The sequence below is a fragment of the Chryseolinea lacunae genome (genome assembly GCF_016735595.1).
Taxonomy (GTDB): Bacteria; Bacteroidota; Bacteroidia; order Cytophagales; family Cyclobacteriaceae; genus Chryseolinea; species Chryseolinea lacunae.
On the sequence record NZ_JAERRB010000008.1, the window covers coordinates 119,742 to 143,965 of the forward strand.

General features: G+C 50.3%; 24 protein-coding genes. 13 read left to right on the plus strand and 11 right to left on the minus strand.

Features of this window, described 5'->3' with window-relative positions; all coding sequences use genetic code 11:
- The first annotated feature begins 6 nt into the window (after nt 1–6).
- The 5 genes from JI741_RS21370 (at nt 7) to JI741_RS21390 (ending at nt 5,924) form a co-directional block, all read left to right on the plus strand.
- Nucleotides 7–1,713 carry a DUF1501 domain-containing protein gene (locus JI741_RS21370; protein ID WP_202013277.1) on the plus strand — a complete coding sequence of 569 codons (1,707 nt, stop codon included), beginning with the start codon at nt 7–9 and terminating at the stop codon, nt 1,711–1,713.
- A gap of 21 nt (nt 1,714–1,734) precedes the next feature.
- Entirely contained in the window at nt 1,735–2,640 is a 906-nt protein-coding gene (locus tag JI741_RS21375; RefSeq protein ID WP_202013280.1) for an outer membrane beta-barrel protein, read from the plus strand.
- 8 nt (nt 2,641–2,648) lie between these two features.
- A complete protein-coding gene (locus tag JI741_RS21380; RefSeq protein WP_202013282.1) occupies nt 2,649–3,872 on the plus strand; it encodes a hypothetical protein in 1,224 nt (407 codons plus the stop codon).
- Nucleotides 3,873–3,974: 102 nt separating this feature from the next.
- The gene (gene murB, locus JI741_RS21385) at nt 3,975–4,994 is read left to right on the plus strand and encodes a UDP-N-acetylmuramate dehydrogenase (RefSeq protein WP_202013284.1); all 1,020 of its coding nucleotides are present in this window, start codon (nt 3,975–3,977) and stop codon (nt 4,992–4,994) included.
- Between the two features lie 591 nt (nt 4,995–5,585).
- Nucleotides 5,586–5,924, plus strand: a complete 339-nt coding sequence (locus JI741_RS21390) for a hypothetical protein (protein WP_202013286.1) — start codon at nt 5,586–5,588, stop codon at nt 5,922–5,924.
- A gap of 25 nt (nt 5,925–5,949) precedes the next feature.
- Here JI741_RS21390 and JI741_RS21395 read toward each other — a convergent pair whose 3' ends face one another.
- The gene (locus JI741_RS21395; protein WP_202013288.1) at nt 5,950–6,432 is read right to left on the minus strand and encodes a deoxycytidylate deaminase; all 483 of its coding nucleotides are present in this window, start codon (nt 6,430–6,432) and stop codon (nt 5,950–5,952) included.
- 91 nt (nt 6,433–6,523) lie between these two features.
- Here JI741_RS21395 and JI741_RS21400 point away from each other — a divergent pair, with 91 nt between their 5' ends.
- The 4 genes from JI741_RS21400 to JI741_RS21415 all read left to right on the plus strand — a co-directional run bounded on the left by JI741_RS21400 (nt 6,524) and on the right by JI741_RS21415 (nt 8,897).
- Nucleotides 6,524–7,066, plus strand: a complete 543-nt coding sequence (locus tag JI741_RS21400; protein ID WP_202013290.1) for a DUF2911 domain-containing protein — start codon at nt 6,524–6,526, stop codon at nt 7,064–7,066.
- Complete coding sequence (locus JI741_RS21405; protein ID WP_202013292.1) at nt 7,066–7,584, plus strand: hypothetical protein; 519 nt, start codon at nt 7,066–7,068, stop codon at nt 7,582–7,584. The genes JI741_RS21400 and JI741_RS21405 overlap by 1 nt, the downstream gene beginning before the upstream one ends.
- A gap of 15 nt (nt 7,585–7,599) precedes the next feature.
- A complete protein-coding gene (locus JI741_RS21410) occupies nt 7,600–8,361 on the plus strand; it encodes a 3-keto-disaccharide hydrolase (RefSeq protein WP_202013294.1) in 762 nt (253 codons plus the stop codon).
- A 122-nt stretch (nt 8,362–8,483) separates the two neighbouring features.
- The gene (locus JI741_RS21415; protein WP_202013296.1) at nt 8,484–8,897 is read left to right on the plus strand and encodes an META domain-containing protein; all 414 of its coding nucleotides are present in this window, start codon (nt 8,484–8,486) and stop codon (nt 8,895–8,897) included.
- Here JI741_RS21415 and lgt read toward each other — a convergent pair.
- Together lgt and JI741_RS21425 are read right to left on the minus strand one after the other, a co-directional pair.
- Complete coding sequence (gene lgt / locus JI741_RS21420) at nt 8,890–9,678, minus strand: prolipoprotein diacylglyceryl transferase (protein WP_202013299.1); 789 nt, start codon at nt 9,676–9,678, stop codon at nt 8,890–8,892. The genes JI741_RS21415 and lgt overlap by 8 nt on opposite strands.
- An 84-nt stretch (nt 9,679–9,762) precedes the next feature.
- A complete protein-coding gene (locus tag JI741_RS21425; RefSeq protein ID WP_202013301.1) occupies nt 9,763–10,935 on the minus strand; it encodes a PQQ-dependent sugar dehydrogenase in 1,173 nt (390 codons plus the stop codon).
- Between the two features lie 141 nt (nt 10,936–11,076).
- Here JI741_RS21425 and abc-f point away from each other — a divergent pair, with 141 nt between their 5' ends.
- Nucleotides 11,077–12,996: a ribosomal protection-like ABC-F family protein gene (gene abc-f, locus JI741_RS21430; protein WP_202013303.1), complete on the plus strand. Its 1,920-nt coding sequence runs from the start codon at nt 11,077–11,079 to the stop codon at nt 12,994–12,996.
- A gap of 34 nt (nt 12,997–13,030) precedes the next feature.
- On the opposite strand, the gene JI741_RS21435 is transcribed toward abc-f, so the two are convergent.
- The 4 genes from JI741_RS21435 to JI741_RS21450 form a co-directional block, all read right to left on the minus strand.
- Complete coding sequence (locus tag JI741_RS21435) at nt 13,031–13,594, minus strand: hypothetical protein (protein ID WP_202013305.1); 564 nt, start codon at nt 13,592–13,594, stop codon at nt 13,031–13,033.
- 25 nt (nt 13,595–13,619) lie between these two features.
- The gene (locus JI741_RS21440; protein ID WP_202013306.1) at nt 13,620–14,912 is read right to left on the minus strand and encodes an LVIVD repeat-containing protein; all 1,293 of its coding nucleotides are present in this window, start codon (nt 14,910–14,912) and stop codon (nt 13,620–13,622) included.
- 117 nt (nt 14,913–15,029) lie between these two features.
- The gene (locus tag JI741_RS21445; protein ID WP_202013308.1) at nt 15,030–17,000 is read right to left on the minus strand and encodes an outer membrane beta-barrel protein; all 1,971 of its coding nucleotides are present in this window, start codon (nt 16,998–17,000) and stop codon (nt 15,030–15,032) included.
- Nucleotides 16,972–17,529, minus strand: a complete 558-nt coding sequence (locus JI741_RS21450; RefSeq protein ID WP_202013310.1) for an RNA polymerase sigma factor — start codon at nt 17,527–17,529, stop codon at nt 16,972–16,974. The genes JI741_RS21445 and JI741_RS21450 overlap by 29 nt, the downstream gene beginning before the upstream one ends.
- 79 nt (nt 17,530–17,608) lie before the next feature.
- On the opposite strand from JI741_RS21450, the gene JI741_RS21455 reads away from it, so the two are divergent.
- The gene (locus JI741_RS21455) at nt 17,609–18,883 is read left to right on the plus strand and encodes a type IX secretion system plug protein (RefSeq protein WP_202013312.1); all 1,275 of its coding nucleotides are present in this window, start codon (nt 17,609–17,611) and stop codon (nt 18,881–18,883) included.
- Here the strand turns inward: JI741_RS21455 and cas6 are convergent.
- The 3 genes from cas6 to JI741_RS21470 all read right to left on the minus strand — a co-directional run bounded on the left by cas6 (nt 18,880) and on the right by JI741_RS21470 (nt 21,454).
- Complete coding sequence (gene cas6, locus JI741_RS21460) at nt 18,880–19,680, minus strand: CRISPR-associated endoribonuclease Cas6 (RefSeq protein WP_202013314.1); 801 nt, start codon at nt 19,678–19,680, stop codon at nt 18,880–18,882. The genes JI741_RS21455 and cas6 overlap by 4 nt on opposite strands.
- Nucleotides 19,681–19,802: 122 nt before the next feature.
- Nucleotides 19,803–20,903 (minus strand): redox-regulated ATPase YchF, encoded by a 1,101-nt coding sequence (ychF, locus tag JI741_RS21465; protein ID WP_202013316.1) that lies wholly within the window; start codon nt 20,901–20,903, stop codon nt 19,803–19,805.
- 176 nt (nt 20,904–21,079) lie between these two features.
- The gene (locus tag JI741_RS21470) at nt 21,080–21,454 is read right to left on the minus strand and encodes a DUF3276 family protein (protein ID WP_202013318.1); all 375 of its coding nucleotides are present in this window, start codon (nt 21,452–21,454) and stop codon (nt 21,080–21,082) included.
- 175 nt (nt 21,455–21,629) lie between these two features.
- Between JI741_RS21470 and JI741_RS21475 the strand changes: the two genes are divergently transcribed.
- Nucleotides 21,630–22,538 (plus strand): DUF58 domain-containing protein, encoded by a 909-nt coding sequence (locus JI741_RS21475; protein ID WP_202013320.1) that lies wholly within the window; start codon nt 21,630–21,632, stop codon nt 22,536–22,538.
- Nucleotides 22,539–22,664: 126 nt separating this feature from the next.
- On the opposite strand, the gene JI741_RS21480 is transcribed toward JI741_RS21475, so the two are convergent.
- On the minus strand, nt 22,665–23,024 hold the full coding sequence (locus tag JI741_RS21480) for a 4Fe-4S binding protein (protein ID WP_202013322.1): 360 nt from the start codon (nt 23,022–23,024) through the stop codon (nt 22,665–22,667).
- Between the two features lie 87 nt (nt 23,025–23,111).
- Here JI741_RS21480 and JI741_RS21485 point away from each other — a divergent pair, with 87 nt between their 5' ends.
- Nucleotides 23,112–24,119 (plus strand): acyl-CoA reductase, encoded by a 1,008-nt coding sequence (locus tag JI741_RS21485; RefSeq protein ID WP_202013324.1) that lies wholly within the window; start codon nt 23,112–23,114, stop codon nt 24,117–24,119.
- Nucleotides 24,120–24,224: the final 105 nt, after the last annotated feature.

Genomic DNA, 24,224 nt, shown 5'->3' on the forward strand with positions numbered 1-24,224 from the left:
AAAGACATGAACAAATCGAGAAGAGATTTTTTAAAGAAGTTCCCGTTGGCCATGAGTATTCCCTTTGCCATCGGTGGCATTCCGATTCGGGTTTTGGGTGAGTCCACATCGCTGGCTCGCATGGCCGCAGCCAGTGGCAACGACCGCGTGCTCATCATTCTGCAGATGCACGGCGGAAACGATGGATTGAATTGTTTGATCCCGGTTGAAAAATATGACGAGTATCACAGCCGTCGCGCCAACATTGCCATCCCCGCCAAAAACAGTTTACGAAAATATATTCCCCTCGACACCACCCTGCCTGCCGACGTGCAAGTTGGACTCCACCCCGACATGCTGGCCATGAAAGGCATGTATGATCAGGGTCGCGTGGCCTTTGTGCAGGGCGTGTCGTATAAGAACAACAACGGCTCGCACTTCCGCGGCCGCGACATCTGGTTTATGGGGGGCTCCGCCGACGACTACTACCAGTCGGGTTGGGTTGGACGCTACTTGGAGAGTGAGTTCGCTCCCAAAAAATATCCCGAAGATTTCCCCAACCCCGAGATGCCCGATCCCCTGGCCATTGAAATGGGCAGTGATGTGTCGCTCATCTTCCACCAGCAGGGGAACATCCCCACATCGATCTCCATCAACGACCCGGAATCATTTGCCAAACTCGTAGGAGAACTGGAAGGTTTTGTAGACGAAGAGGTGGACCCGCGCGGTCTTCCACCCGACTATCTAAAAGGCTCTCCGTATTATAAAGAACTCGACTGGATCTTGAGTCTCGAAGACAAATCAAAAGACTATGCACAACGTCTTGCCGAAGTCTATAAGAAAGGGGGCGCCACCAGTGTTACCTATCCTGAAAACTATCCCTTCAACGCGCCAAAGGGCAGCTTAAAAAATCCGCTGTCGTCGCAGTTGAAAGTGGTGGCGCAGCTTTTGGCCGGTGGTTGTCAGACCAAAGTGTTCCTGGTGAAAATCGGTGGCTTTGATTCGCATGCCGACCAGGTTGAAAAATACGACACCACCATGGGAGGTCACGCGGCATTGATGTATCACATCTCCACGGCGATGAGTGCGTTCCAGGAAGACCTGCGCACACGCGGTATGGAAGAACGCGTGCTCACCGTAACCACGTCGGAGTTTGGCAGAAGAATTCAATCGAACGGCAGCTTTGGCACCGACCACGGCACGGGCGGCCCCATGTTCATCTTTGGTCGCGGCGTGCAGCCCGGCGTAGTGGGCACTGTGCCCGACCTTTCGAAAGGCAACGTAGAGATGCAATACGACTATCGCCTCATCTATGGCAACATCATGAAAGACTGGATGCTGGTGGACGACACACGTCTCAACGAAATCTTCCCCGGCCTCATGACCTCCACTGGCACCACCGACGGCGTTACGTTCCAGACCTTGCCGCTGGCACAGCAAACCATTACGAGCACCGAAAGTTTCATTGGCGATCGCTTCGCGTTGGGCGAGTGTTATCCCAACCCCGCCAAAGACAAAACATCGCTGTGGTTTAAACTGAACAGCACCTACCAGGTGAACGTGGACCTCATGAACGATCAGGGCAAGGTGGTGAAGACGATGGTGAATGGTGTTTATGAACCGGGCGAGCACAAAGTTGAAATCGAGCTAACCGGATTGCCTGTGGGACATTATATTTATCAATTCAAAACCGGCTTCTATAAGGAATCCAAGAAATTAGTGATCATAAAATAATAAAGAACCCTTTACCCTGTGATGAAACGACTCTACTTCGTGCTGCTGTTTTTTTTGATAGTGGCCACTGCTACCGCCCAGGAAAAAAAACGGTCAGGTTCCGAGCGAAAACGAAAAAACAACGCTGCCTATAACAAGAAGAACAAAGAAGACGACAAGTTTTTGCAGAAGCAATGGTGGCTCGGTTTCAAGGCAGGACCAAACCTTTCGAAGGTGTCGGTAGACAAGACCTACTCCATTGTGGTGCCTACCAACTACGAAGCGAGCACCATCGGCAAGAATTATGAAAGCTACAACCTGATGGGCTCACAAGCCACCCTCGAAGTATCGTTCTATTTTAAAGGCTTCACCATCAGTTTTCAACCCACCTATCAACGCAGCCGGTTTGAATACAGCAACCAGTTCACCTGGAGCGACACCGTGGCCACGCACAACGTGGAGTTGAAATACAACCAGGAGCAGAAGTTGAGCTACGCCGTTCTTCCCTTGCTGGTGAAATACGATTTCCTTACCGGCCGTCTTCGTCCCTATGTGCAGATTGGTGTCTACTCGGCACTCCTGCTGGATGCCACCAAGATTGTTACCGTGAGTGGTGTGGATCAGGCCAGCGGTGGAGCCAATGAATTTCAGAACGAATCGGTGATCGTGGGTGCCAAAGACCTCTTTGCCAAATCGCATTGGGGATTGCTGGGGGGGGTAGGCTTGAACTACAACCTCGGCAACAACGTGCGCCTCAACTTCGATGTGGCCTATAAGCATGGCATGAGCAACATCTCGTCCACCAAAAACCGTTTCAGCAGCGACCGGCTTTCGGGCGTGGGCGATGCCCTCGACGACCTGAAGCTCGACAACATTTCGGTTACGCTGGGATGTCTGTTCCCCCTCCGCTTCCTGTCGAGTGGTTTCAAAACTCTGGATAAAAAATGATCGCGGCTATGCTTAGAAAACTTTACTCCCTCCTCTTCACCCTCGCGGGATTGCTCATCATCGCCGGTTGTTCAGAAAAATCGAACCCGGAATATGATATTCAGAACTTCACCTCCGTCTTCGACAACAATAAGTTTGACGCGTCCTATTTCCCCATCGACATGCGCGAGACGCCCGACGGCGGCTACATCATTCTGGGCGGACGACGCCTCAGCGAGAACTCCGAGTTTGCCGGCATCTATCTGTTGAAGGTGGACAAGTTTGGCCAGTTCGAAAAAGAAATCGACGTGCCTAAATCCACGGGCGTGTATCCGGTGGGTAAGCTCATCGAATACCAGACGCGTTACTATTTCTTCTGTATGGACGAACAGACCCTCAACGCACAGATTGCCAGCGTAGATGCGTTGCTGGAGGCGGTGGCCGCGAAGCCTGTACAGGGAACGCTCACCTATCCGGGTGCCGTATCGTTCATCGACAACAACTTCGTGTTGCTTAGTTATGACAACAGCGCCAAGCAATCGGTGATCTCCCTGCTGAACCCTGACGGCGGCATCCTGGCCTCCAAGGGGTATGACATCGGCGTGGGTGCCGACGACCAGATCATTACCGAGAAGTATGTCATTGAACACTACCTGCGCACCGGACGACAATGGCCGTTCGAAGTGGGTAAGATGGCCAACGGCCTCTATTACTTCAATGGATTTTTTAACTACACCTTCTCCCTCGTGTTCTCCGACGTTCAAGCTGACGAGCCCAGAAACGTGGTGCAAGGTCAAAGCGACAAGGGTGGCCTGAGCGCAGTGTCGTATATCGGCGCCAACAAGTTTGCGTTCGCCCGCTTCAGCTATGGCAACAACTACATCCTCCCCAACAAAGACGTGCCCACGGGCAGCCCTTCGAGCTCCGACTTCGGTGGCTACACGCTTCCCGAACTGGTGGCCGACGCGCCCGTTAAAATTCTTCCCGTCACCGTCGACAACAAGACGGCACTGGTCTATGCGAGCAACACGCGCTCGAAACAGATCGGTCTGTACTTCTATGACGAAAACAGCGGCAAATTTATCAGCAGTCGTTACCTGGGCTTCTCAAACCCGTATGAAATAGCCAGCCTGATCCAAACCACCGATGGCGGTCTTGCCATCACGGGCACAACCTATCTCGCCGGGCGCTTCCCCCGCATCTGCGTCTTCAAGATTTCGAAAGAAGAACTCGCGGGGCAGATCAACAAGTAGAAACGCGTAGCCGTCATGGCAATAGCCCAGGGTAAAGCAACTTTGCCCTGGGCTATTTACTTTTTTACTTTTTCATACCTTGCCGACGAAACATTCATCCTTATGAAAGTACAGGAAAACGTTGAGCTTCTTCCCTACAACACGTTTGGGATCAAGGCGAAAGCAAAACATTTCACCACCGTCGGCTCCATTGCCGAAGCACAGGCGTTGCTCACCTCCGATCTTTTCCGGAAAGAAAAACATTTCTTTCTGGGCGGCGGCAGCAACGTGTTGCTGACTAAAGACTATGACGGACTGGTGGTGAAGGTGGAGATGAAAGGAAAAGACATTGTTCGTGAAGACGACGACACGGTGACCTTGAAAGTTGGCGCAGGCGAGAACTGGCATGCGTTGGTGATGCACTGTGTGGCGCAGGGTTGGGGTGGAGTTGAGAACCTTTCGCTCATCCCCGGCACCTCCGGAGCGGCTCCGATGCAAAATATCGGGGCGTATGGAGTAGAAATAAAAAAAAATATTTTTGGGGTCGAAACGCTCGAAATAGGGAGCGGCAATGTCGTCAACTTCAGCAACGAAGCCTGTCAGTTCGGCTATCGCGAAAGCATCTTTAAGCATGACGCCAAAGACAAATTTTTAATTTCAAGTATTACTTTAACTCTCACCAAAAGAAATCATAAATACAACATCAGCTACGGTGCCATCGAAGAAACATTGAAGCAAAATGGTGTCGGCACGTTGTCGGTGAAAGACATCAGCGATGCAGTTATCCACATTCGTCAAACCAAATTACCCGACCCTTCGCGCATTGGCAACGCTGGAAGTTTTTTCAAAAATCCTTCAATACACGCTGATTTACACGATTTTTTGCAGAAGCGTTATCCTTCCATACCATCGTATCCAGCGCCCGATGATCTCATTAAAATTCCCGCGGCATGGTTGATCGAGCAATGTGGATGGAAAGGAAAACGATTCGACAACATCGGCGTTCACGAACATCAACCGCTCGTGTTGGTGAACTATGGTGGTGGTGAAGGTGAAAAAATATGGGAGCTCGCCATGAACATTCAAGCCAGTGTGAAAGAAAAATTCGACATCGTTCTTCATCCTGAAGTGAATGTTTTATGAACGATGAAACATCAAAAGTTGATCGACATACCACCGATGTTTGACATGAAAAAAAACTCGCTTCAAAAAATTTTTCTCGAAAAATTTTTGTGAATAAAAATTTTGTTATAACTTTTCATATCGTTTAACAAAAAAATTAAAACGCTATGGCAAAAACAGCGAAGAAAACAGCTAAAAAAGCAGCCAAGAAAACTGCTAAGAAAGCTGCGAAAAAGAAGAAGTAATTAGGCAAGGCCTAAGGAAACTTTGCGAAGGGAAGTAAATTAGATTTACTTCCCTTTCGTCTTTTATAGGGATACACGAATCAAGCGAACCTCATCCTCCCTCCTTCCTTCATCGCATGATTCGACGTGTTCATCTCATCAACACGTGATCTCCACGAACTTTCACCCCTCTCTATACAGTCAATAACATTCTTCCTCTTGCCGTGTTGATCCTTGAAGAGGCTCATGATGCGCATGATGTCTTAAACTTTTGCTTGAAGGCAGCGCGAACTCATACGGTTGCGGAAAATTTATAAATCAACTGCTTGTCTTCCAGTGAGAACGCGCGTAACTTACTCACACCAAAACACAATTAAACCCATTGGCTATGGCAAAAACTCCTTCGAAAACTCCGGCAAAGACCCCTGCAAAGAAAACTTCTGCGGCTGCAAAACCAAAAGCAGCGCCAAAGGCGGCGGCTACCGTTGCCATCGACAAAGTTTGTGAAGATGCATTGAAGACGTTGAAAGCATTGGGCATCGAAAGCCAACTGCAGTCTGACCTCGAGTGGTGTCTGGGCAGCTACAGTGCCGACAAGAACCCCACGGGATTGTATGAGATGGCCGACCGGGCACTGGTTGTGTTCAATGCCGAGAAGGCAAAGAAAACAAAGGGCGTAACCGCCAAACTCACGGGCGACCTGGAAAAAGCGTTGAAGAGCCGGTAGAACTATCGGCTCTTTTTTTTGATAATCAAATCATGTGGGTGACGTTGGCGAGCTCGCCCTGATAGCGGTCTACCTCCACGCCAAACTTTTTAAGGAAGTCCACCCCTTCATCCGACGCGATGCCTTTGTATTCAGCATACGACTTGAGGTAGATCACCCGTCGAATCCCCATCGAAAAGATGATGCGCGAGCACGCCAGGCAAGGCGACAGCGTTATATAAAGTGTTGCCCCCTCCACCGAAGTCTTATTTTTCACAGCATAGAGAATGGCGTTCTGCTCGGCATGAATCGCCAGCGAGCATCCCCCTTTCGAATCACGGGGACATCCGTTCTCGGCCCACTCTTCGTCGCAGTTGTGTGTGCCCGAGGGTGGACCATTGTAGCCGATGGAGATGATGCGTGTGTCTCTTGCCAGCACCGCGCCGACGTGCCGCTTGATGCAATGCGACCTGCGGGCCAGGTTCACGGCCAACTCCATATATATATCGTCGAATGCGGGGCGGTTCATGGTCGTAAAAATAAGATTCACAGCGCAGAATCCAGCACGGTTTATGCAAAGTAACGTAGGATGTATTCTAAATTACTATCTTTAAAACGCTATGTGGGGTAAAAGATTTTCATTTTTCGCCGCGCTTCTCATCCTCGTGGCCCTTGGTTCAGGTTGGGCGCAGGAAGCCGTGCAAGCCCGGCCCAGCCCGATGGCTGTGGCCGCTATCAAATACAAAGACGCTTACGTGAAGATCACCTATTCGCAGCCGCAGAAACGCGGGCGCGAAATTTTTGGAACGCTGGTGCCCTATGGCCAGGTGTGGCGCCTCGGTGCCAACGAAGCCACCGAAATCACCGTCACCAAAAACATTTCGCTCAGCGGGTTTCTGTTGAAGGCTGGAACCTACTCTATGTTTGCCATTCCGCAGAAAGACAAGTGGACCATCATCATCAACAGCGAGTTAGGGCTATGGGGCGCCTACAACTATAACTATCGCCTCGATGTGCTCCGCTTCGACGTGCCCGTGCAAAACACAACCGGCGCCATCTACGAACCATTCACCCTCCAATTCGACCAGCGAAATGACGCGGCCGACCTTCTTATACTCTGGGATAGGATAAAGCTTTCCATTCCTGTTAAGTTTATAAATTGATGAACATACGTTTTGTTTTCCTGCTGGTCTCCTTTTCGTTTGTCGCCGCCCTGTGCCGAAGCCAGGACACGACAGAACTTGACAAACGCAACGGCTTCAAAGACATTCAACTGGCCACGCCCATCGATTCGGTGACCGGCTATAAGCTCCTGAAAGAATTTAAAGAGAAAGATGAGTTCCCCGCCAAACTCTATGAAGTGATCCATCCCACCTACGAAAAAATCGGCGAGGTGGCCGTTCACAAAGTGGAACTGAAGACCTACAAAGATCTGATCTATGAAATCCGCGTGGTAGCCGACAAGGATCCCCGCTTGATGAAAGCACTGGAGTCGCTCTATGGAAAAGCCGACTACGACATCAAGAACGAAACCTACTTCTGGAAATCGGACAAGCTCATTCTCAAATTCAAATCCGAAAGCAAACACAAACTGGAAATGCTCTATGTCTCCTATGGCGTCCACAAAATGATGAAGGAAGACAAGAGCAAGAAGGTGGAAAACATTGCCAATGATTTTTAATACGCTATAAAAACTATGACCAAGAACATCAAACCCATCGCATTGCTGGCTGCCCTCGCGCTCGTTGGCGGAGTGGCCACGGCCCAGACCAATCCTAAAGCCACACCCGAATCGTCGGAAGTGTGGGAGCCTCAGCCCCGCCTGGTCACACCCGGCGACAAACCAAACGAAGCCCCGTCTGATGCACTCGTGCTCTTCGACGGCAAAAATCTTGACAACTGGGTGAGCATAGACGGCGGTGGTCCGGCCAAGTGGCCTGTGAAAGACGGCGCATTCACCGTGCTGCCCGGCGGCAAAGACATCAAGACAAAAAAAGAGTTCGGCAGTTTCCAACTCCACGTGGAGTGGCACTCCCCTTCCGAAGTAAAAGCCGAACAGACCTCACAAGGCCGTGGCAACAGCGGCATCTTTTTGCAAGACCGTTATGAAGTGCAGGTGCTCGACAACTACAACAACAAGACCTATGCAAACGGGCAGGCCAGCTCTATCTACAAACAACACATGCCCCTGGTGAATGCCAGCAAGAAACCCGGCGAGTGGCAATATTATGATATCTATTTCACGGCCCCCGTGTTCAACAAAGAAGGTCGTATCCTCACGCCTGCCTATGTCACCGTGGTGCATAATGGCGTGCTCAGCCTAAACCATGTGGCCATCTGGGGACCTACAGAATATATCGGCTGGCCCGTTTATAAATCATACGAAACAGGTCCCATCCGTCTGCAGGATCACGGCAACCCCGTGGCCTATCGGAACATCTGGATCCGCGATCTCTGAGAAGATAGATCTTTCACACTAACGGGCCGGTTCGATGGCATGAAAAATGCAGGCAACATTCGAACCGGCCCGTTTGTTATTGCCGTAAAGTTTTATCTTTAATATAGATTGACCCCAATGCCATGAAACGAATATTGATCCTCTCCCTGCTTGCGCTATCACTCTTCCATTGTAAGTCCTCAAAGAATACAGTTCGCCCCGTGGCGCTGGAAAAAACACGCTGGAAACTGTCAGAAATGAACGGCACGCCCGTGATCACTCCCGACAATGGAAAGGACGTCTATTTCCTTTTGGATGATAAAAAAGTGCAGGGCTTTGCCGGCTGCAACACCATCACCGGAAGCTATAGCACGTCGGGTGAAAAAATCACCTTCACCACGGCCTCCACACGCATGATGTGCCCCGAAGACCAAATGGAAATTGAAAATTTCTTTACCTACGCCCTCACACACGCAGCCACCTATAAAATTGATGGCGATGTGCTGGAGCTCTTCGAAGGCGAAACATCGCTTGCCGAATTCCACGCCGTTAAATAAGAGGCTTGCCGGCCTCCACCCGGTTTCGGATGGACAGTCGCACATAGATCGCTGCCACCACCGCGAGAATGATGAGCGCAATCAGCTGAGAATGCGACAGGTATTTATCAATCACAAATCCGCGCGCCAGATCGCCGCGGAAATATTCCAACACAAATCGTCCTGCGGCATACAGCATCAGGTAGACGAGGAATAGCTGACCGTAGAACTTTTTCCTCCCCCGCAGCCACAACAGGATCAACATCACCGCAAAGATGTAGGCCGACTCATACAATTGTGTGGGATGCAGCGGTGTGCCCAACGGGCTGGCCTGGCATTTCGCATCGGTGTAGGTGACGCCGAAAATAGAATCGGTAGACTCACCATAACAGCATCCTGCCAGAAAACAACCGATGCGTCCAAACATGTGCACAAGGCACGTAGTCACCGCCATGATGTCGAGCATGGCAAAGGTGGGCAAGTGTTGCCTTTTAAAAAACCAAAGCATGGTGGGCACAGCGAACAGGAACGATCCATAAAAAACAAAACCACGGCCCGTCAGCAGCTCGCGAGGGTGCTGTATATAAAAGCCGGCGTCTTCCAAAAACAGAAATGCTTTGCCACCAACAAAGGCCGCGATGAAGATGAGCAGGAAAAGTGTATTGGCCTGATCGAACGTCAATCCCACTTCGCGTTTGCCGCGCACGGCCAGGTAGGCCACACCTGCCATCGCGCCAAGTGCAATCATGAACCCGTAGCTATACACCGCGGTGTCTCCGATTTCAAACAGGATGGGATACATACATCTTAATTACTGGTCCAAAAAAAGAAGGGCAAAAGAAAACATGTGTTTCCTTTTGCCCTGCAATATAACGGAGTGACGTTGTTACTTGTATGAAATGCGATAGATCACGTTGGCCTGATCGTCAGACACCAGCATCGATCCATCGGGTAGCAGCAGTACATCTACGGGACGGCCCCACGCCTTTTGTGTGGCATCGTCGAGCCAGCCGCTGGCAAACAACTCGTGACCCGACACTTTGTTGTTATTCGTCACCTTCACAAGGCTCAGGTTGTAGCCGCTTTTTTTGCTGCGATTCCACGAACCATGCTCGGCCACGATCAACTGATTTTTGTAGGACGCGGGAAACATGCTGCCGGTATAGAACTTCAAACCCAGCGGTGCCACGTGTGGCCCAAGTTTGTCGGCGGGTGCCGTAAATTCAGAACAGGGTCTTTTCTCGCCAAACTCCGGATCCTTGATGCCGCCTTCGTGGCAATAGGGATAGCCGAAGTGCATGCCGGGTTTTGCGGCCAGGTTAAGCTCGCACGATGGAACATCGTCGCCCAGCATATCGCGGCCGTTGTCGGTGAACCACAGTTCTTTCGTTACGGGATGCCAGGTGAAGCCCACCGTGTTCCGAACACCTTTGGCAAAAATCTCACGGCCGGAACCATCCTTGTTCAACCGTGTGATGCTGGCGAAGATTTCGTCTTTCGATTCGCAGATGTTGCACGGGGCGCCTACCGGCACATAGAGTTTACCATCGGGACCAAACGCAATGTATTTCCAGCCGTGATGGGTCTCTGTGGGATAATCGTCTTTAATGACCACCGGCGCCGGAGGATTGTCAAGCTTGGACTCAATGGCGGGATACTTGGTGATGCGGCTCACTTCGGCCACATACAGATCGCCGTCGCGAAACGCCACACCGTTCGGCATGTTCAGCCCTGAGGCGATAACCCATTTCTTATCGGCCTTGAAATCGCCGTTGGTGTCTTTGATGGCATAGACCTTATCCTTGTTCCGGTTGCCCACATAAATAACACCGGAGGGACTGATGGCCATGGAGCGGGCATCTTCCACTTCGGCAAACACGTCGATCTTGAAGCCGGCCGGAAGTTTGATTTTCTCCAGGGGCAGCGTGGCGGCATAGTCAGACAGGGCCGGGCTACTGGCATCGCTATCGTTTTCTGGAACGATTTCCGGTGTGCTTGTATTGCTACAGGCCAGCATCATGACCAGCACAGCCGCAGGTATTGTTTTCAGGGTTATCATAGCTTTTTGTTAGGACTTGAAATTAGAGTTTTTCGTTCTCAAAAAACACCGGCCTTCTACGAATGGTTTAGGATGGAGTGGTTACGAAAGTTTAGAAATGAAACGCCCCCAAATACTGCAAAACCTGATTATTTTTGCACCATGATCTCCGTTTCCAATATTTCCTATTTTATCGGCGGCCGGGCACTTTACGAGAACGCCAGCATGTTTATCAAGCCCAAAGACAAAATCGGGCTTATTGGCCTGAACGGACGGGGCAAATCCACATTGCTGAAAATCATCAACGGCGAGCTCACCCTCGACGCGGGCTCCATCAGCAAAAGCGGCGACTGCACCATCGGGTTCCTCAACCAGGACCTGCTCTCCTACCAAACTGAAGACTCCATCCTCACTGTGGCCATGGGCGCCTTCAAGGAAGTGGTGGGCATCGAACGCGAAATAGAACACGTCATCAAGACGCTGGAGACCGAATATTCAGACGCGCTGGTGGAAAAGCTCTCGAAGCTCCAGGAAAAATACGATCACCTCGACGGCTACACCATTCAATCAAAAGCCGAAGAAGTATTGGAAGGTATCGGCTTTGTGACTGCCGACCTGCACCGCCCTCTGAAACAATTTTCGGGAGGCTGGCGCATGCGCGTGATGCTGGCCAAACTGCTCCTCGAAAAACCATCGCTGCTCATGCTCGATGAGCCTACCAACCACTTGGACCTTCCGTCTATTGAATGGGTAGAAAACTATCTGCGCACCTACGAAGGCGCGGTGATGGTGGTGTCGCACGATCGGACGTTCCTCGACAACGTGTCGACCAAGATCGTGGACGTGACCATGCAACAACTGGTGAGCTACGAAGGCAACTACAGTCACTACCTCGAAGAAAAAGAACTCCGCCAGGAAATCCAGCAGGGGGCCTACGAAAATCAGCAACAGAAAATAAAACAGACCGAACGTTTCATCGAACGTTTCCGTGCCAAGGCCACCAAGTCGAAGCAAGTGCAGTCGCGCGTGAAGGCGCTGGAGCGGATGGACATGATTGAAGAAGTGGTGGACGACACCGCCGCGGTGAACTTCAAATTCAAATTCAGTCAGCAACCGGGTCGCTACATCGTTACCCTGAAAGACGTGTCGAAAGCCTATGGTCCGGTTGAAATTCTGAAGCACACGTCCATCTCGATCGAACGCGGCGACAAGATCGCCCTCATCGGTGCCAACGGAAAAGGAAAGTCAACCCTTCTCCGCATCATTTCCGACACCGAACCTGTGGATGGCGAACGCACCATTGGCTTCAACGTTATCCAGGCCTTCTATGCACAGCACCAGTTGGAATCGCTGCACCTCGAAAACGAAATCCTGGAGGAACTGAAGCAAGCGGGCTCCGGCAAAAGCGAACAAGAACTTCGCGGCGTGCTCGGCTGCTTCCTCTTCTCAGACGAAGACGTGTTCAAAAAGGTGAAAGTACTTTCAGGGGGAGAAAAGTCGCGTGTGGCGCTGGCCAAGACTCTAATTTCCGAAGCCAACTTCCTCCTCCTCGATGAGCCCACCAACCACTTGGACTTTATTTCAGAGAACATCCTCATCCAGGCGCTGCAACAATACCTGGGCAGTTTTGTGGTGGTGTCGCACAACCGTCACTTTGTGACACAGATCGCCAACAAGATCTGGTATATCGAAGACAAACAAATCAAGGAATACCCCGGCACATACGATGAGTATGAATACTGGCGCAAAAAGAATGAAGCCGATGGTTTGAAAAAAGTGGAGCCGCCAAAAGCCGAGAAGAAGGTCGAGCAACCCAAGCCAAAGAAAACCAACACGCCCTCCACCGATGCCAAGCTGAAGATGCTGGAAAAGGATCTGAAAAAGGCCGAGGAGCAAATCACTCAACTCGAAGCAAAAAAGGCGTCGATTGAACAAGCCATGGCCACGCCCGAAGTGTTTAACCATGTTGACAAACTGAAGACCACGCAAGCCGACTTTAAGAATGCACAGGAAGCCTTGGCCGTGGCCAACAAGAAATGGGAAACGCTGGCCGAAGAAATCGATCAGCTCAATGCACAGTAGTTTGGTATAACGTTAAGGGCAAGCCGGCAACCTTTTAATGCCAGCCAAAACCGAGCTGAATCACAAACCGCTCCATCTTCTCCTTCACGGAGTAGTGTGGCGGCTCGTAGTAGAAGTCGGTGTAGGAGTAAAACTGGTCGGCATAGGTGAAGTCGTTCTGCTGATAACGATAGCCTCCCGAAATATACATACTGAACTTTTCGGCCGAGAAACGATAGCCAGCTAATGCACTGGTCATCACGCCACCGCCGCCATCAACAAAGCTGTAGCCTCTGTTCTCCGATTGTGTGTAGTGCGCCGGACTGTAGCCTCCCACGCCTTGAACAAAGAACGCGCTGCTCTTCAGTCGCACAACATCCACCGAAGCAGTCGCAAACAACGGCACTACTTTCCACGGGCCGTAGGAATCATATTCAACACCCAGCCCAACCGATAGCCGCTTCACGCGAATGCCGTGTGTGGTCGCAAACGAAAAGGACGTCTTCTCCTGCCCGCTCCCGCCGATGAGCGCGCCCGACAAAAAATTGTTATAATACCGGATCTTTCTGCCCTCACGCTTCGTGCTGTCGCTTTGGGCGACGGCCGGCAAGTGCAGCATTAAAACAAACAGGACAACGAGGGATTTATTGGGCAGGCTCAACATCGATGTGACTTAAAAGCTTGATGTTCGCTTTGTCGGAATAGTCGTATTGAAAAATCCCGTCGGATCCAACCAGCATCAGAATCTTATCAAAAGGAATCACATCATAGCCATTGATGTCCTTGTAGTGGGCCAGCAGGTTTTTGTCGATCGCGGTCACGTCGGTAGCGTCAAAAGCCTTCAGGCCATCGTCGCCATCGCAGACAAATAGTGTATGATCGTCGATGCCCAACCCGTGGGGGTTGGTGAGCGGGTAAATCTTGATGAGCTGAGGTGCCTGGAGGTCGGCAATGTCAATCACTTCCAGCTGGTTGCTGAAACCCTGACAGCTGTTGCCCGAGCGAAGGGTCACGTAGGCATACTTGTCGTCAACCACCACGGGGTCGCAGCTTCTCACGTGTTCGTAGGTGCTCAGGAGTGCAGGTGCTTCGGGCGAGGATACGCTAAAGATATACATACCCGATGTGGAGCCGAGAAAGAGTTTGTCTTTATAAGGAAAGATGGTTTCGATTCCCCAATTCACATTGGTGCGTGTTTTGGCCACGGGGCTTTGTTCGGAGGTGATGTCGATCGATTGCAGGTCTGCACCGTCGAGCATAAACAGGTGGTTGGCGTTGATGGCCATTCTAGCCAAAGAACCGCCCACTCCAGGGCCAGAGCCGGTCCCCGGAGTGATAGCGGCCTTTGTATTGAAAGCGGCGGCCGTTTGCATAGAAACGACTACACCATTATCGTAGAGCATCCCTCCCCACGGCTGAATCACCGCGTCACAATCGGGTTGGGATATGTTAATAACTTTGGTCTGCTTCATGTCCGTCACAACACCGCGAGTGCCGTCAACATAAAAGCCCAGCGCGTTGGTGCTGGTGGTGATCACATTCTTGATGCGGCCCACTTCCTTTACGGCATTCAGGTTGTGAATGTCGAAGGCCACCAGGTCCAGATAGCTGTCGGCGTAGAGCGTGTTTCCCTTCACTGCCATATCGACGTTGCCGGGCACATGCAAAAACTTCAACGCTTTCGGATTGGCCGGGTCATGGTTGTCGATGATGTGGATGCCGTTGCCGGGCTCATTCACAAACAGGATATCGTCCTTAAAATAAATCTTCCCAAGACTTGTCACGGGCTTCGGATCTTCGAGCTTCACGTCAGCGCGAATTTCTTCCATCGTGGTGTAGACCGGTTCATAGTATGCATACTCGCTGGTGACCTGACATTTGTCAGAACAACCTTCGAGCAAAACGCTGATGCCCAAAAGGACAGTCAGAAAAAGCAAAGCGTATAAGGAAACATGTATCCTCCTCTGCAATCTGTGCTCTAGTGTATCCATATAACGGTGCGGGTTTTGGGTTTAGGTGTTAGACACAACCGTCCGTGAAAAGGTTGGATAGCATTAGTGAAAAATGTAGCGGAATCTCAGGCCCACATCAAAAGTGAGTGGTGTCGATTGTATGCCGAGATCAGACTTGTATACAGAGTTGAGCGGATAACGCAATCCCGGATTCAAAGCCAATCGATAGCGCTGACCAAATTTGTAGCTAAACTCCGTTCCCATCAATCCACTAAAATTCACTGAGCGATACGGCGAATCCTCTCCTCTTCCCTGGGTTGTCTGATCTAAACTGCCACCCTCGGGAGTTATTGTATTCTGAAGAAACAAATCTGTCGACACACCGGCGTTCACCTGCAATCCAAACTTCCGGTTCACCACCAGATAGCCAGCCTGCAACGGCACGCTCATGAACCGCACACTGTTGTTCACAGCATACGGAAACGTTGGCGCGATTTTGTCGCCCGTGCGGCTCGAGGCATCGGCCGACTGCTGCGTCACATCACCCCACGAGTTGATCGACTCGGCCTTGAGCGATTGAAAGTTGTCGGAAGCGACCACCGTGTTCGCCGTGTAGTTGGACGATTGCGTGAGGTAGTTCACCCCACCCTGCAACACCCAACGGTTCGATAGCTTCGCCCCAAGGCTCACACCAAACGAGTACGACACACCCGAAGCCTTCGCCTGCTTGTCGGCCACGTTAGAGTTGTCGGCCGCGTTTGAAGACGCCGCCAGACTTGATGAGAATGTTTGAGGGGGCGTCACACTACTATTAATAGAGTTGAATCCACCGGCTGCAAATCCCACGGCAGTCCACAGGCGTTCCGATCGTTTTTTATCGTCCTTCTTATCTTCCTCCGCATAGGCCTTCTCTTCCGCTGCCAATCTAGCCAACAGCAATTGTCCCGGGTCCGGAGTGTTGTCCGGAAACTTCAACACTGGTGTCTTTCCTTTGTAGAAAGGAGGAAGCGCCCGATCGGCAAATGCAACGGTCGTGTTTTCAGTCTTGGCGGATGCCGAGGGATTGATCACACTACCATGGTTAATTATCTGATTATCTGAATTTTTATCAACATTATTTAAAGCAATTGATGACTCCGAATTCGATGCTTTGCTGACAGATGGGGTTGCCTTTACTAAGGTACCGGATGTAATTTTTCCGTCGGCCTCTTTTGCTCCACTCACTTTATTACTTTCATTATGAGCAAGTTGAGTCGATTCAGCTCCGTCACCAGTGAGGGCCGTGGCATTCGACGTTGACTTTACAGGTGAAGCATTCCCTTGTTCGCTATTTCCATTATTGCCATTCAATGCAGCCCTATCTTTATCAGCATAAGCCAATTGGCTCGCTTTGTCACCACCTTCTCTTAAGGAATTGGAAGAAGCAGAATTTGATGTCCTATCCTTCAGCGAAACGAGGTTTGCGTCATCAGCTGTTCCATTCGACTTCTCAACGGATGGGGTATTGCCCCGCGCATAGGCCAACTGCGCCTCATTCGAGCCTTCAACAGATGTAGATCCATTTGATTCTTTTCCATTGATGGCCTGACGCTTATGATCAGCTTCCGGGGTATGGGCCTGCGCAATCAACACATCGATATCGCGCACATCCCCTGTCTTCAAGGCTTCAGAAGTTGCCTCGTCCGACTTAGGATAAGCACCCGTCACGGTCGCATCAGAATTCATTGATGCAGGATTCTCATTATCAGTAGTTTGATAACCTTCACGTAAAGTATTTTCATTAGTTACGCCGTCGTTCGTAGCGGGCGGCGTAGGTTGGTTAAAAGCAATACCCGGTCCAACAGCAGAAGACTGCATGGCATAATAGCCCACGCCTGCCACGGCCATAGCAAAAGCAATGGACGCCGCGGCCAATAGCTTATAGAAGACAATTCGCCGGCGCATCTTGTCTCCATCCGCCTTTTCCAGCTCAAGCTCAAGGTTGGTCCACACGCTTTCGCTGGGATTGGCCTCGGCTCCGGAAAATGCGTCTTTCACGGCATCTTCAAATTTTCGCCTCTCCATATCGTTCATAATACGTTGATTCTTTCAATAGCTTCGCCTGCAGCAAACTCTTGGCGCGGGCAAATTGTGATTTTGATGTTCCCTCCGATATCCCCAGAGACTCCGCAATTTCTTTATGGCTATAGCCTTCAATGGCAAACAGGTTGAACACAATCTGGCAACCCTGCGGCAAGGCCTGTATCATTTCGAGTAGCTGTGTAAAGTGGATTCCGGAGATGCTCATTTCTTCCTCGGGCAGGTTCACCTCCGTCACGTCTACCATCGGGTAGAGATAAAGTTTCTTGCGCTGAACGTTGAGGGCGGTGTTCACCATAATGCGCGTTATCCAGGTTTCCAGTTTTGCTTCCTGGCGGAAATCTTTGATGCCCTGAAACACTTTCACAAATCCCTCCTGGAGAATGTCTTCGGCTTCTGCCGTTGTCTTGGAGTAGCGCAGACACACCACCAGCATTTTTCGGCAATAGCGGTCATACAGAGCTTTTTGAATAGCCCTGTTGCCTTTGCGACATCCCTCAATGAGTTCCGGTTCGCTGAGCATGTACCCTATCGTTCCGCCATTTTGCATCTTAGACACTGGGTCTAACGGAAAAGTTGGAAATGGTTTATCTTTAGCACCAATGAAATACGGTTATTTATTCCTGATGTGCCTGGGTCTGGCGTCGTGCACCCCCATCGCCCAAAGTTCGGTCAATTCCGATAGCAATCCTAAAGTGCTGAGGATGATGGATTTTGCCTACGAACCTCAAATCAAAACAATCATCCTCACCCCGGATGGGGCACCCGACCAACCCGCCGCAACCGCCCTCGGTCAATGGAATCTCATGCTCCAATTCGACGACCTGCGTGCCGAACGCGACACCTACTATGCACGCCTCATTCATTGCAACCACGACTGGACCAAGTCCGATCTGCAAGACCTGGATTTCATGACCCAGTATAACGAGTTCCCCCTCAACAACAGCGAGTTCTCGGTCGACACACACCTTCCCTATGTTCACTACTGGCTCAACCTGCCCGGCGTGAAGCTGCCCGGCAACTATGTGCTGATGGTTTACCGCGGAAGCGATAAAGAAGATATTGTGCTCACCAAACGCTTCCTCGTGTATGACTCGCAGGTGAGTTTCACCAGCAACGGCAACCTCATCGGGGCAGGCTCCATTGCCAACATGAACCAGCAATTGAACTTCACGGTCAACTACCAGAACATCAACATCCTTAACCCGCTGGTAGACGTGCATGTGGCCATCCGACAAAACCAGCGGTGGGACAACATGGCCACCGACGTCAAGCCCAGCTTTGTGCGCGATATCGAGAAGGAGTTGGAGTATCGCTTCTTCGACGAAGCCAAGATGTTCAGGGGTGGAAACGAGTTTCGCTTTTTCGACCTGCGCTCGCTCAACTATCCGGGACGCAACGTGGCCCTGGTCGACAAAAAGCAAAAGCCCTTCGAAGCCTACATCGCCCGCGACAAAACACGAGCAGACGAAGCCTACTCGCAATACAACGATCTGAACGGTGCCTTCGCCATCAGCAACCAGGATTATAAAGAACTGGCGTTCACCAACTATGTGAACGTGAACTTCACGTTATCCAGCCCTCCCGTGAAAGGTGATGTGTATGTGGCCGGCGGCTTCAACTACTGGAATCTGAATTCGGAAAACAAAATGCAATACGACTCGGCCAAGTCGATCTATACGGCCCGGGTGCTGCTGAAGCAAGGCTGGTATGACTACCAATACCTTGTGAAATCGGCGACGTTGCCCCCCTACTACTTTGAGGGCACGCACTTTGAAACCGAAAATTATTATGAAATCCTGGTCTACTACAAGCCGTTTCAACCGCGTGCCGACTTGTTGATCGGCTATCTGCGATTGGATAAAAATGCGCGCTAGGCGTAGTTCAAATCGTGTTGGGGTGTGCGCTGGATGGAGTCGTTGTTGGCGACATCCTGCATGCCGAATCCCTTGTGGGTGAAGTATCCCAAGCCATTTTCGTAAATGAATTGTTGAACTTCTTTCGCGGCGTATAGCGTGAACGGGAACGTGTAGCCACGCACTTCAAACTTCACGTCGTTGTCGTAGAGCGGATAGATGCGGGCGAATTTTTTATGCGACGCCTGGATGCGTTGGATATAGTCGTGGTCGGCCACGATCTGGAATTTATAGAACGATGCCAGTTGCTCGGCCGTATACTTGCCCGTGCTCTCCATTCGCGACAGCGTGGAATCGTAGAGCAAGTCGGAAAACTCGTCGCTTTCGGGCGACACGAATTTCTTGCCGCTCTCGTCGTTGAACGTTGCCGGAATTACCACGATGGGCGAGATGCAGAGAAAGCGCGACTCGTCGGTGATCTTCACCGGCTCCTCCTCTTCTGTTGACTCGGGCACCAGGTGCATGTTGCCCACAATCACTTCCTTCTGCTCGAACAAACGGGCCAGAAAGTAGTCCATGAACGCCTTATCGGGACAGGCAAACACCAGCGTGACTTTGGCAGAAAAATAGTGAAGGCCTTTACGGCTCACTTTCGTCTGACCTTTGAGGCCGGAGAAGTTGTACTGATTGAATTCGATGTAACTCTTTTCGGGGCCGAAAATGAGTAAGCCTTTAATGACCTGCGCGAGCAAGTATTGATGGTGAAATGGAACGTAAGCACCCCTGTTTTTCAGCGAAAAAATAATCCTGGTTCTCAAACCCAAAAAATTTAAATGGGGTTAAAAAATTACCACAGCAAAAAGCCTGCTTAATACTGAATATGAGCAGTTTATAAAACTAATAAAAAAACAGGAAGGTTCTAATGATTTGTAAGGAATCTTTAAACGTTGAATCGAAAATGCATGATATCGCCATCTTCCACCACGTATTCCTTGCCTTCGACCGACATTTTGCCGGCTTCCTTACAGCCTTGCTCGGTCTTATACTTCTGATAATCAGCTAACTTAATGACCTCGGCACGAATAAATCCTTTCTCAAAATCGGTATGGATCACGCCGGCAGCCGCAGGTGCTTTCCAACCGCGTTTTATCGTCCAGGCGCGCACTTCCTTCTCGCCTGCCGTGAAGTAGGTGATCAGGTCGAGCAGCGTATAGGATGCGCGAAGCAGTTTGTTCAATCCGGATTCGGTGAGGCCATATTCCTGCAGAAAAACGGCGCGGTCTTCCATAGATTCCAATTCGGCGATCTGCGACTCGATGGCCGCACTGATCATTACCACCTCTGCATTTTCCAGCTTCACGTGTGCCCTCAAGGCATCCACATGCTTGTTGCCCGTGTGAATGTTGTCCTCTTCCACGTTGGCTACATACACCACAGGCTTGGACGTGAGCAGTTGAAGGTCGGCCACGGCGGTCTTGTCTTCTTCGCTCAATTCGCCCAGCACACGGGCATTTTTACCCGCTAGCAAGGTCTCCCTAAATAACTGAAGAACAGCAAGTTCTTTCTTCATCTTTACATCACCGCTTTTAGCAGCCCGCTCCACCCGCGACATCTTCTTCTCTACCGATTCCAGGTCTTTCAACTGCAATTCTGTGTCGATGATTTCTTTATCAGCCACCGGGTCCACGCGGCCGTCCACGTGCACGATGTTGTCGTTTTCGAAGCAGCGCACCACGTGCACAATGGCGTTCACCTCGCGGATGTTGGCCAGGAACTGGTTGCCCAGGCCCTCGCCTTTGCTGGCGCCTTTCACCAGGCCGGCAATGTCCACAAATTCGATGGTCGTGGGAAGCACGCGTTGGGGGTTTACCAACTCTTCCAGGATCTTAAGCCGTTCGTCGGGAACGGTGATCACGCCTACGTTAGGTTCGATGGTACAAAACGGAAAATTGGCGGCCTCGGCCTTGTTGTTGGAAATGGCATTGAACAAGGTCGATTTTCCAACATTTGGCAATCCCACAATACCGCACTGAAGTCCCATAGTAAGTGTAAGTCAATATTTCAGGCCGCAAATATAGGGCAGATTCTGTACCGAGAATACCCGCGGCGCGATTAAATCCACGGGATTAGCAGAATGGCCTAAAACAAAGAAGCCTCCGATTACTCGGAGGCTCCTTCAGATTTAGATTAGGTAGGTTAGTATCATTCAGTAATGGTTTAGTCCCACTTCAGTTCTGTGTCCACGCCGGGCGTTTTCACGGCCGACACTTCAGTTTCTGCTGTTTCTGCCTCTTCACGTTCGTGAACGTGATCGAACTGGCTGAAATCGACGTTTGGCATCAGTTCATGCTTCACGTGATTAACGGTGCTGTTCAAGGCTTCCATGAACTTATTGAAGTCTTCTTTATATAAGAAAATTTTGTGCTTCTCATACGTAAATCCATCTTCCTTGAAACGCTTCTTACTCTCTGTGATGGTCAGGTAATAGTCGTTGGAACGGGTCGCCTTCACATCAAAAAAGTAGGTCCTCTTGCCGGCTTTTACTTTCGCGGAGTAAATTTCATCCCTGCCGCTTGTCTTATTTTCTTCCACAATCCTTCAAATTTTAAGGTTAGATTTAAGTTTGGTTTAGTCTAAGGTAGTATTTTGAGAAATCATTGCAAACAACCCTTTGCATATTTTAAACAGCCATTGCGCGTTTAACCATGTATTTGACCGTTAACGTACAATAGGGTAAGGAAAACGAATTTCATTTTTTAAATCGATTGTGAAGCTGAATTACCACGATACCACTCCCCATACAAGCCTGGAATTGCTTGCCCGTCAGCTAGTTGAGGGGTTTATTACAGGATTGCACAAGTCGCCCTACCACGGTTTTTCCGTGGAGTTTGCCGAACACCGCCTCTACAACGAAGGCGAAAGCACCCGGCACCTCGACTGGAAAGTTTATGCCCGCACCGACAAACTTTTCACCAAACGCTATGAAGAAGAGACCAATCTGAGGTGTCTTATCGCCATAGACACGTCTGCATCCATGTATTATCCGGTGGCCAACAAGGCCAAAATCAGGTTTGCCAAATATGCGGCGGCAGCCCTGGGCTATTTGCTTCACCGGCAGCGTGATGCGGTGGGGCTTTGTTTGTTTTCGGATGCCGTGCAAACGCTCACCCAGGTGAAGTCGTCGGGCACACACCTCAGCAAACTGCTCACCCTGTTGAACGACGTCGACACCGTACCCTCCACCACGCAACAGAAAACCAACGTGGCCAAAGTGCTGCACGAACTGGCCGAGAAAATTCATAAACGCTCATTGGTGGTGATCTTTAGCGACATGTTCGACAGCAGCGAAGAAGCCGACGACCTGTTCAAGGCCCTTCAGCATTTGAAACACAACAAACATGAAGTGATCGTGTTCCATGTGATGGACAACCAAACGGAACTGCTCTTCAATTTCGAAGACCGGCCCATGGAGTTTATCGATCTGGAGAGCGGCGAAAAACTGAAGCTGAATCCCGGCGACGTGAAGCTGAACTACAAGACCGAAGCCGACCGGTTTCACAAGGCGCTGAAAATGCGCTGCAACCAATACAAGATCGACTTCATTGAAGCCGATGTGCAAAGCGATTTCAACACTATTCTACAGACCTATCTGATCAAGCGCGAAAAAATGCGCTAGCGCGAGAGCATTTTTTGATGGCACAAAAAAAACGCATGGTCCGAAAACCATGCGTTTATCATGTCATCAATCGCGATCTTGTTTGTGAATCAAGATATAAACAACAATGCCGGCAGCACCTCGCTCCTACTCTTGTTCTACTTCCTGGTGCAACCAGGCCTTCTTGGCGAGAAGTTCTTCTTTCACTTCCACCATGTCAGGATCGGGCACGCAGCAGTCCACTGGACACACGGCGGCGCACTGAGGTTCTTCATGAAAGCCGGAACACTCCGTACACTTTCCTGAAACGATATAATAAAATTCGTCGGAGACTGGCGACTGTGCTGTTTTAGCATCCACTGCCGTACCATCTTCGAGTTCTACTGTTTCTAATTTTGTGCCCCCGGCCCAGTTCCATTCCCGGCCGCCTTCATAGATAGCTGTGTTGGGGCATTCCGGCTCACATGCACCGCAGTTGATGCATTCGTCCGTAATCATTATTGCCATGCTTTTTCTATTTTTGACCCGTTTATCTTACAAAAATACACCAAACATTTCTTAAAACGGACTTGCCGTCGCAAAAGTTTACTACATATGAAAGTTGAAGAAAGAATAGTGGCCTTTGGCGAACTCGGTCGGTTTCTGGGAAATCTGGACGAAGAAACGCTTCAATCGTTGGCATTGAGTGCACGAAATGAAAACCCGTGGTTCACGGAAGAGTCTATACGAATGGCCGTTAGCGGAATAACCAAATTTCTTACACCCGAAAGCCTGCGCCAATGGACGTCGGCCTACACACTGGACCACCAACCGTCGCGGCAAATTGCCGTGGTGATGGCCGGCAACATTCCACTCGTGGGCTTTCACGATTTCCTTTGCGTGCTCATCACAGGACATTCCATCCTCATCAAGAAAAGCTCGAAAGACGGTGTGCTCATCTCCTTCCTGGTGAAGCAACTTATTGAAATTGAACCGCGCTTCGAATCACTCATTTCCTATGGCGATATGCTGAAAGGCTTCGATGCCATCATCGCCACGGGCAGCGACAATGCTTCGCGCTACTTCGAATATTACTTCGCGAAATATCCCCACATCATTCGCAAGAACAGAACTTCAGTGGCCGTATTGAGAGGAAATGAATCTGAAGCCGACCTCGCCACGTTAGGCATCGACGTGTTCACCTACTTTGGTTTGGGTTGCCGCAACGTGTCGAAGCTCTTCGTGCCCGAAGGCTATGACCTGGGTCGTATCTATCGTGGATGGGATTCGTTTCGCGAAGTGGTGAATCACCACAAATACGCCAACAACTACGACTATCAAAAATCCATACTCCTGGTTTCACAGACCGCGTTTCTCGACAATGGCTTTGTGATTCTCCAGGAAAATCAAAAGCTGGTCTCTCCTATTTCGGTTATGTACTACGAGTACTATTCATCTCCCGAAGCGTTGGAACAGAAACTGGAAGCATCGAAAGATAAGATCCAATGCACAGTTGATAACATTGAAGGCTCGCCAGTGAAATTTGGAGAAGCGCAGTTTCCGGATGTTCGTGATTATGCTGACCAGGTAGATACGCTGAAATTTCTCACGTCGTTGTCGTGATGTCTTAAATCGCGCACATTCCCGATTTTGAAAGCCACTTAATTTCTTTGAGGCTCCTTTGTTGTTTTTTCTTGAATACTACTAAAACTAAAATTGGTCAGCCCG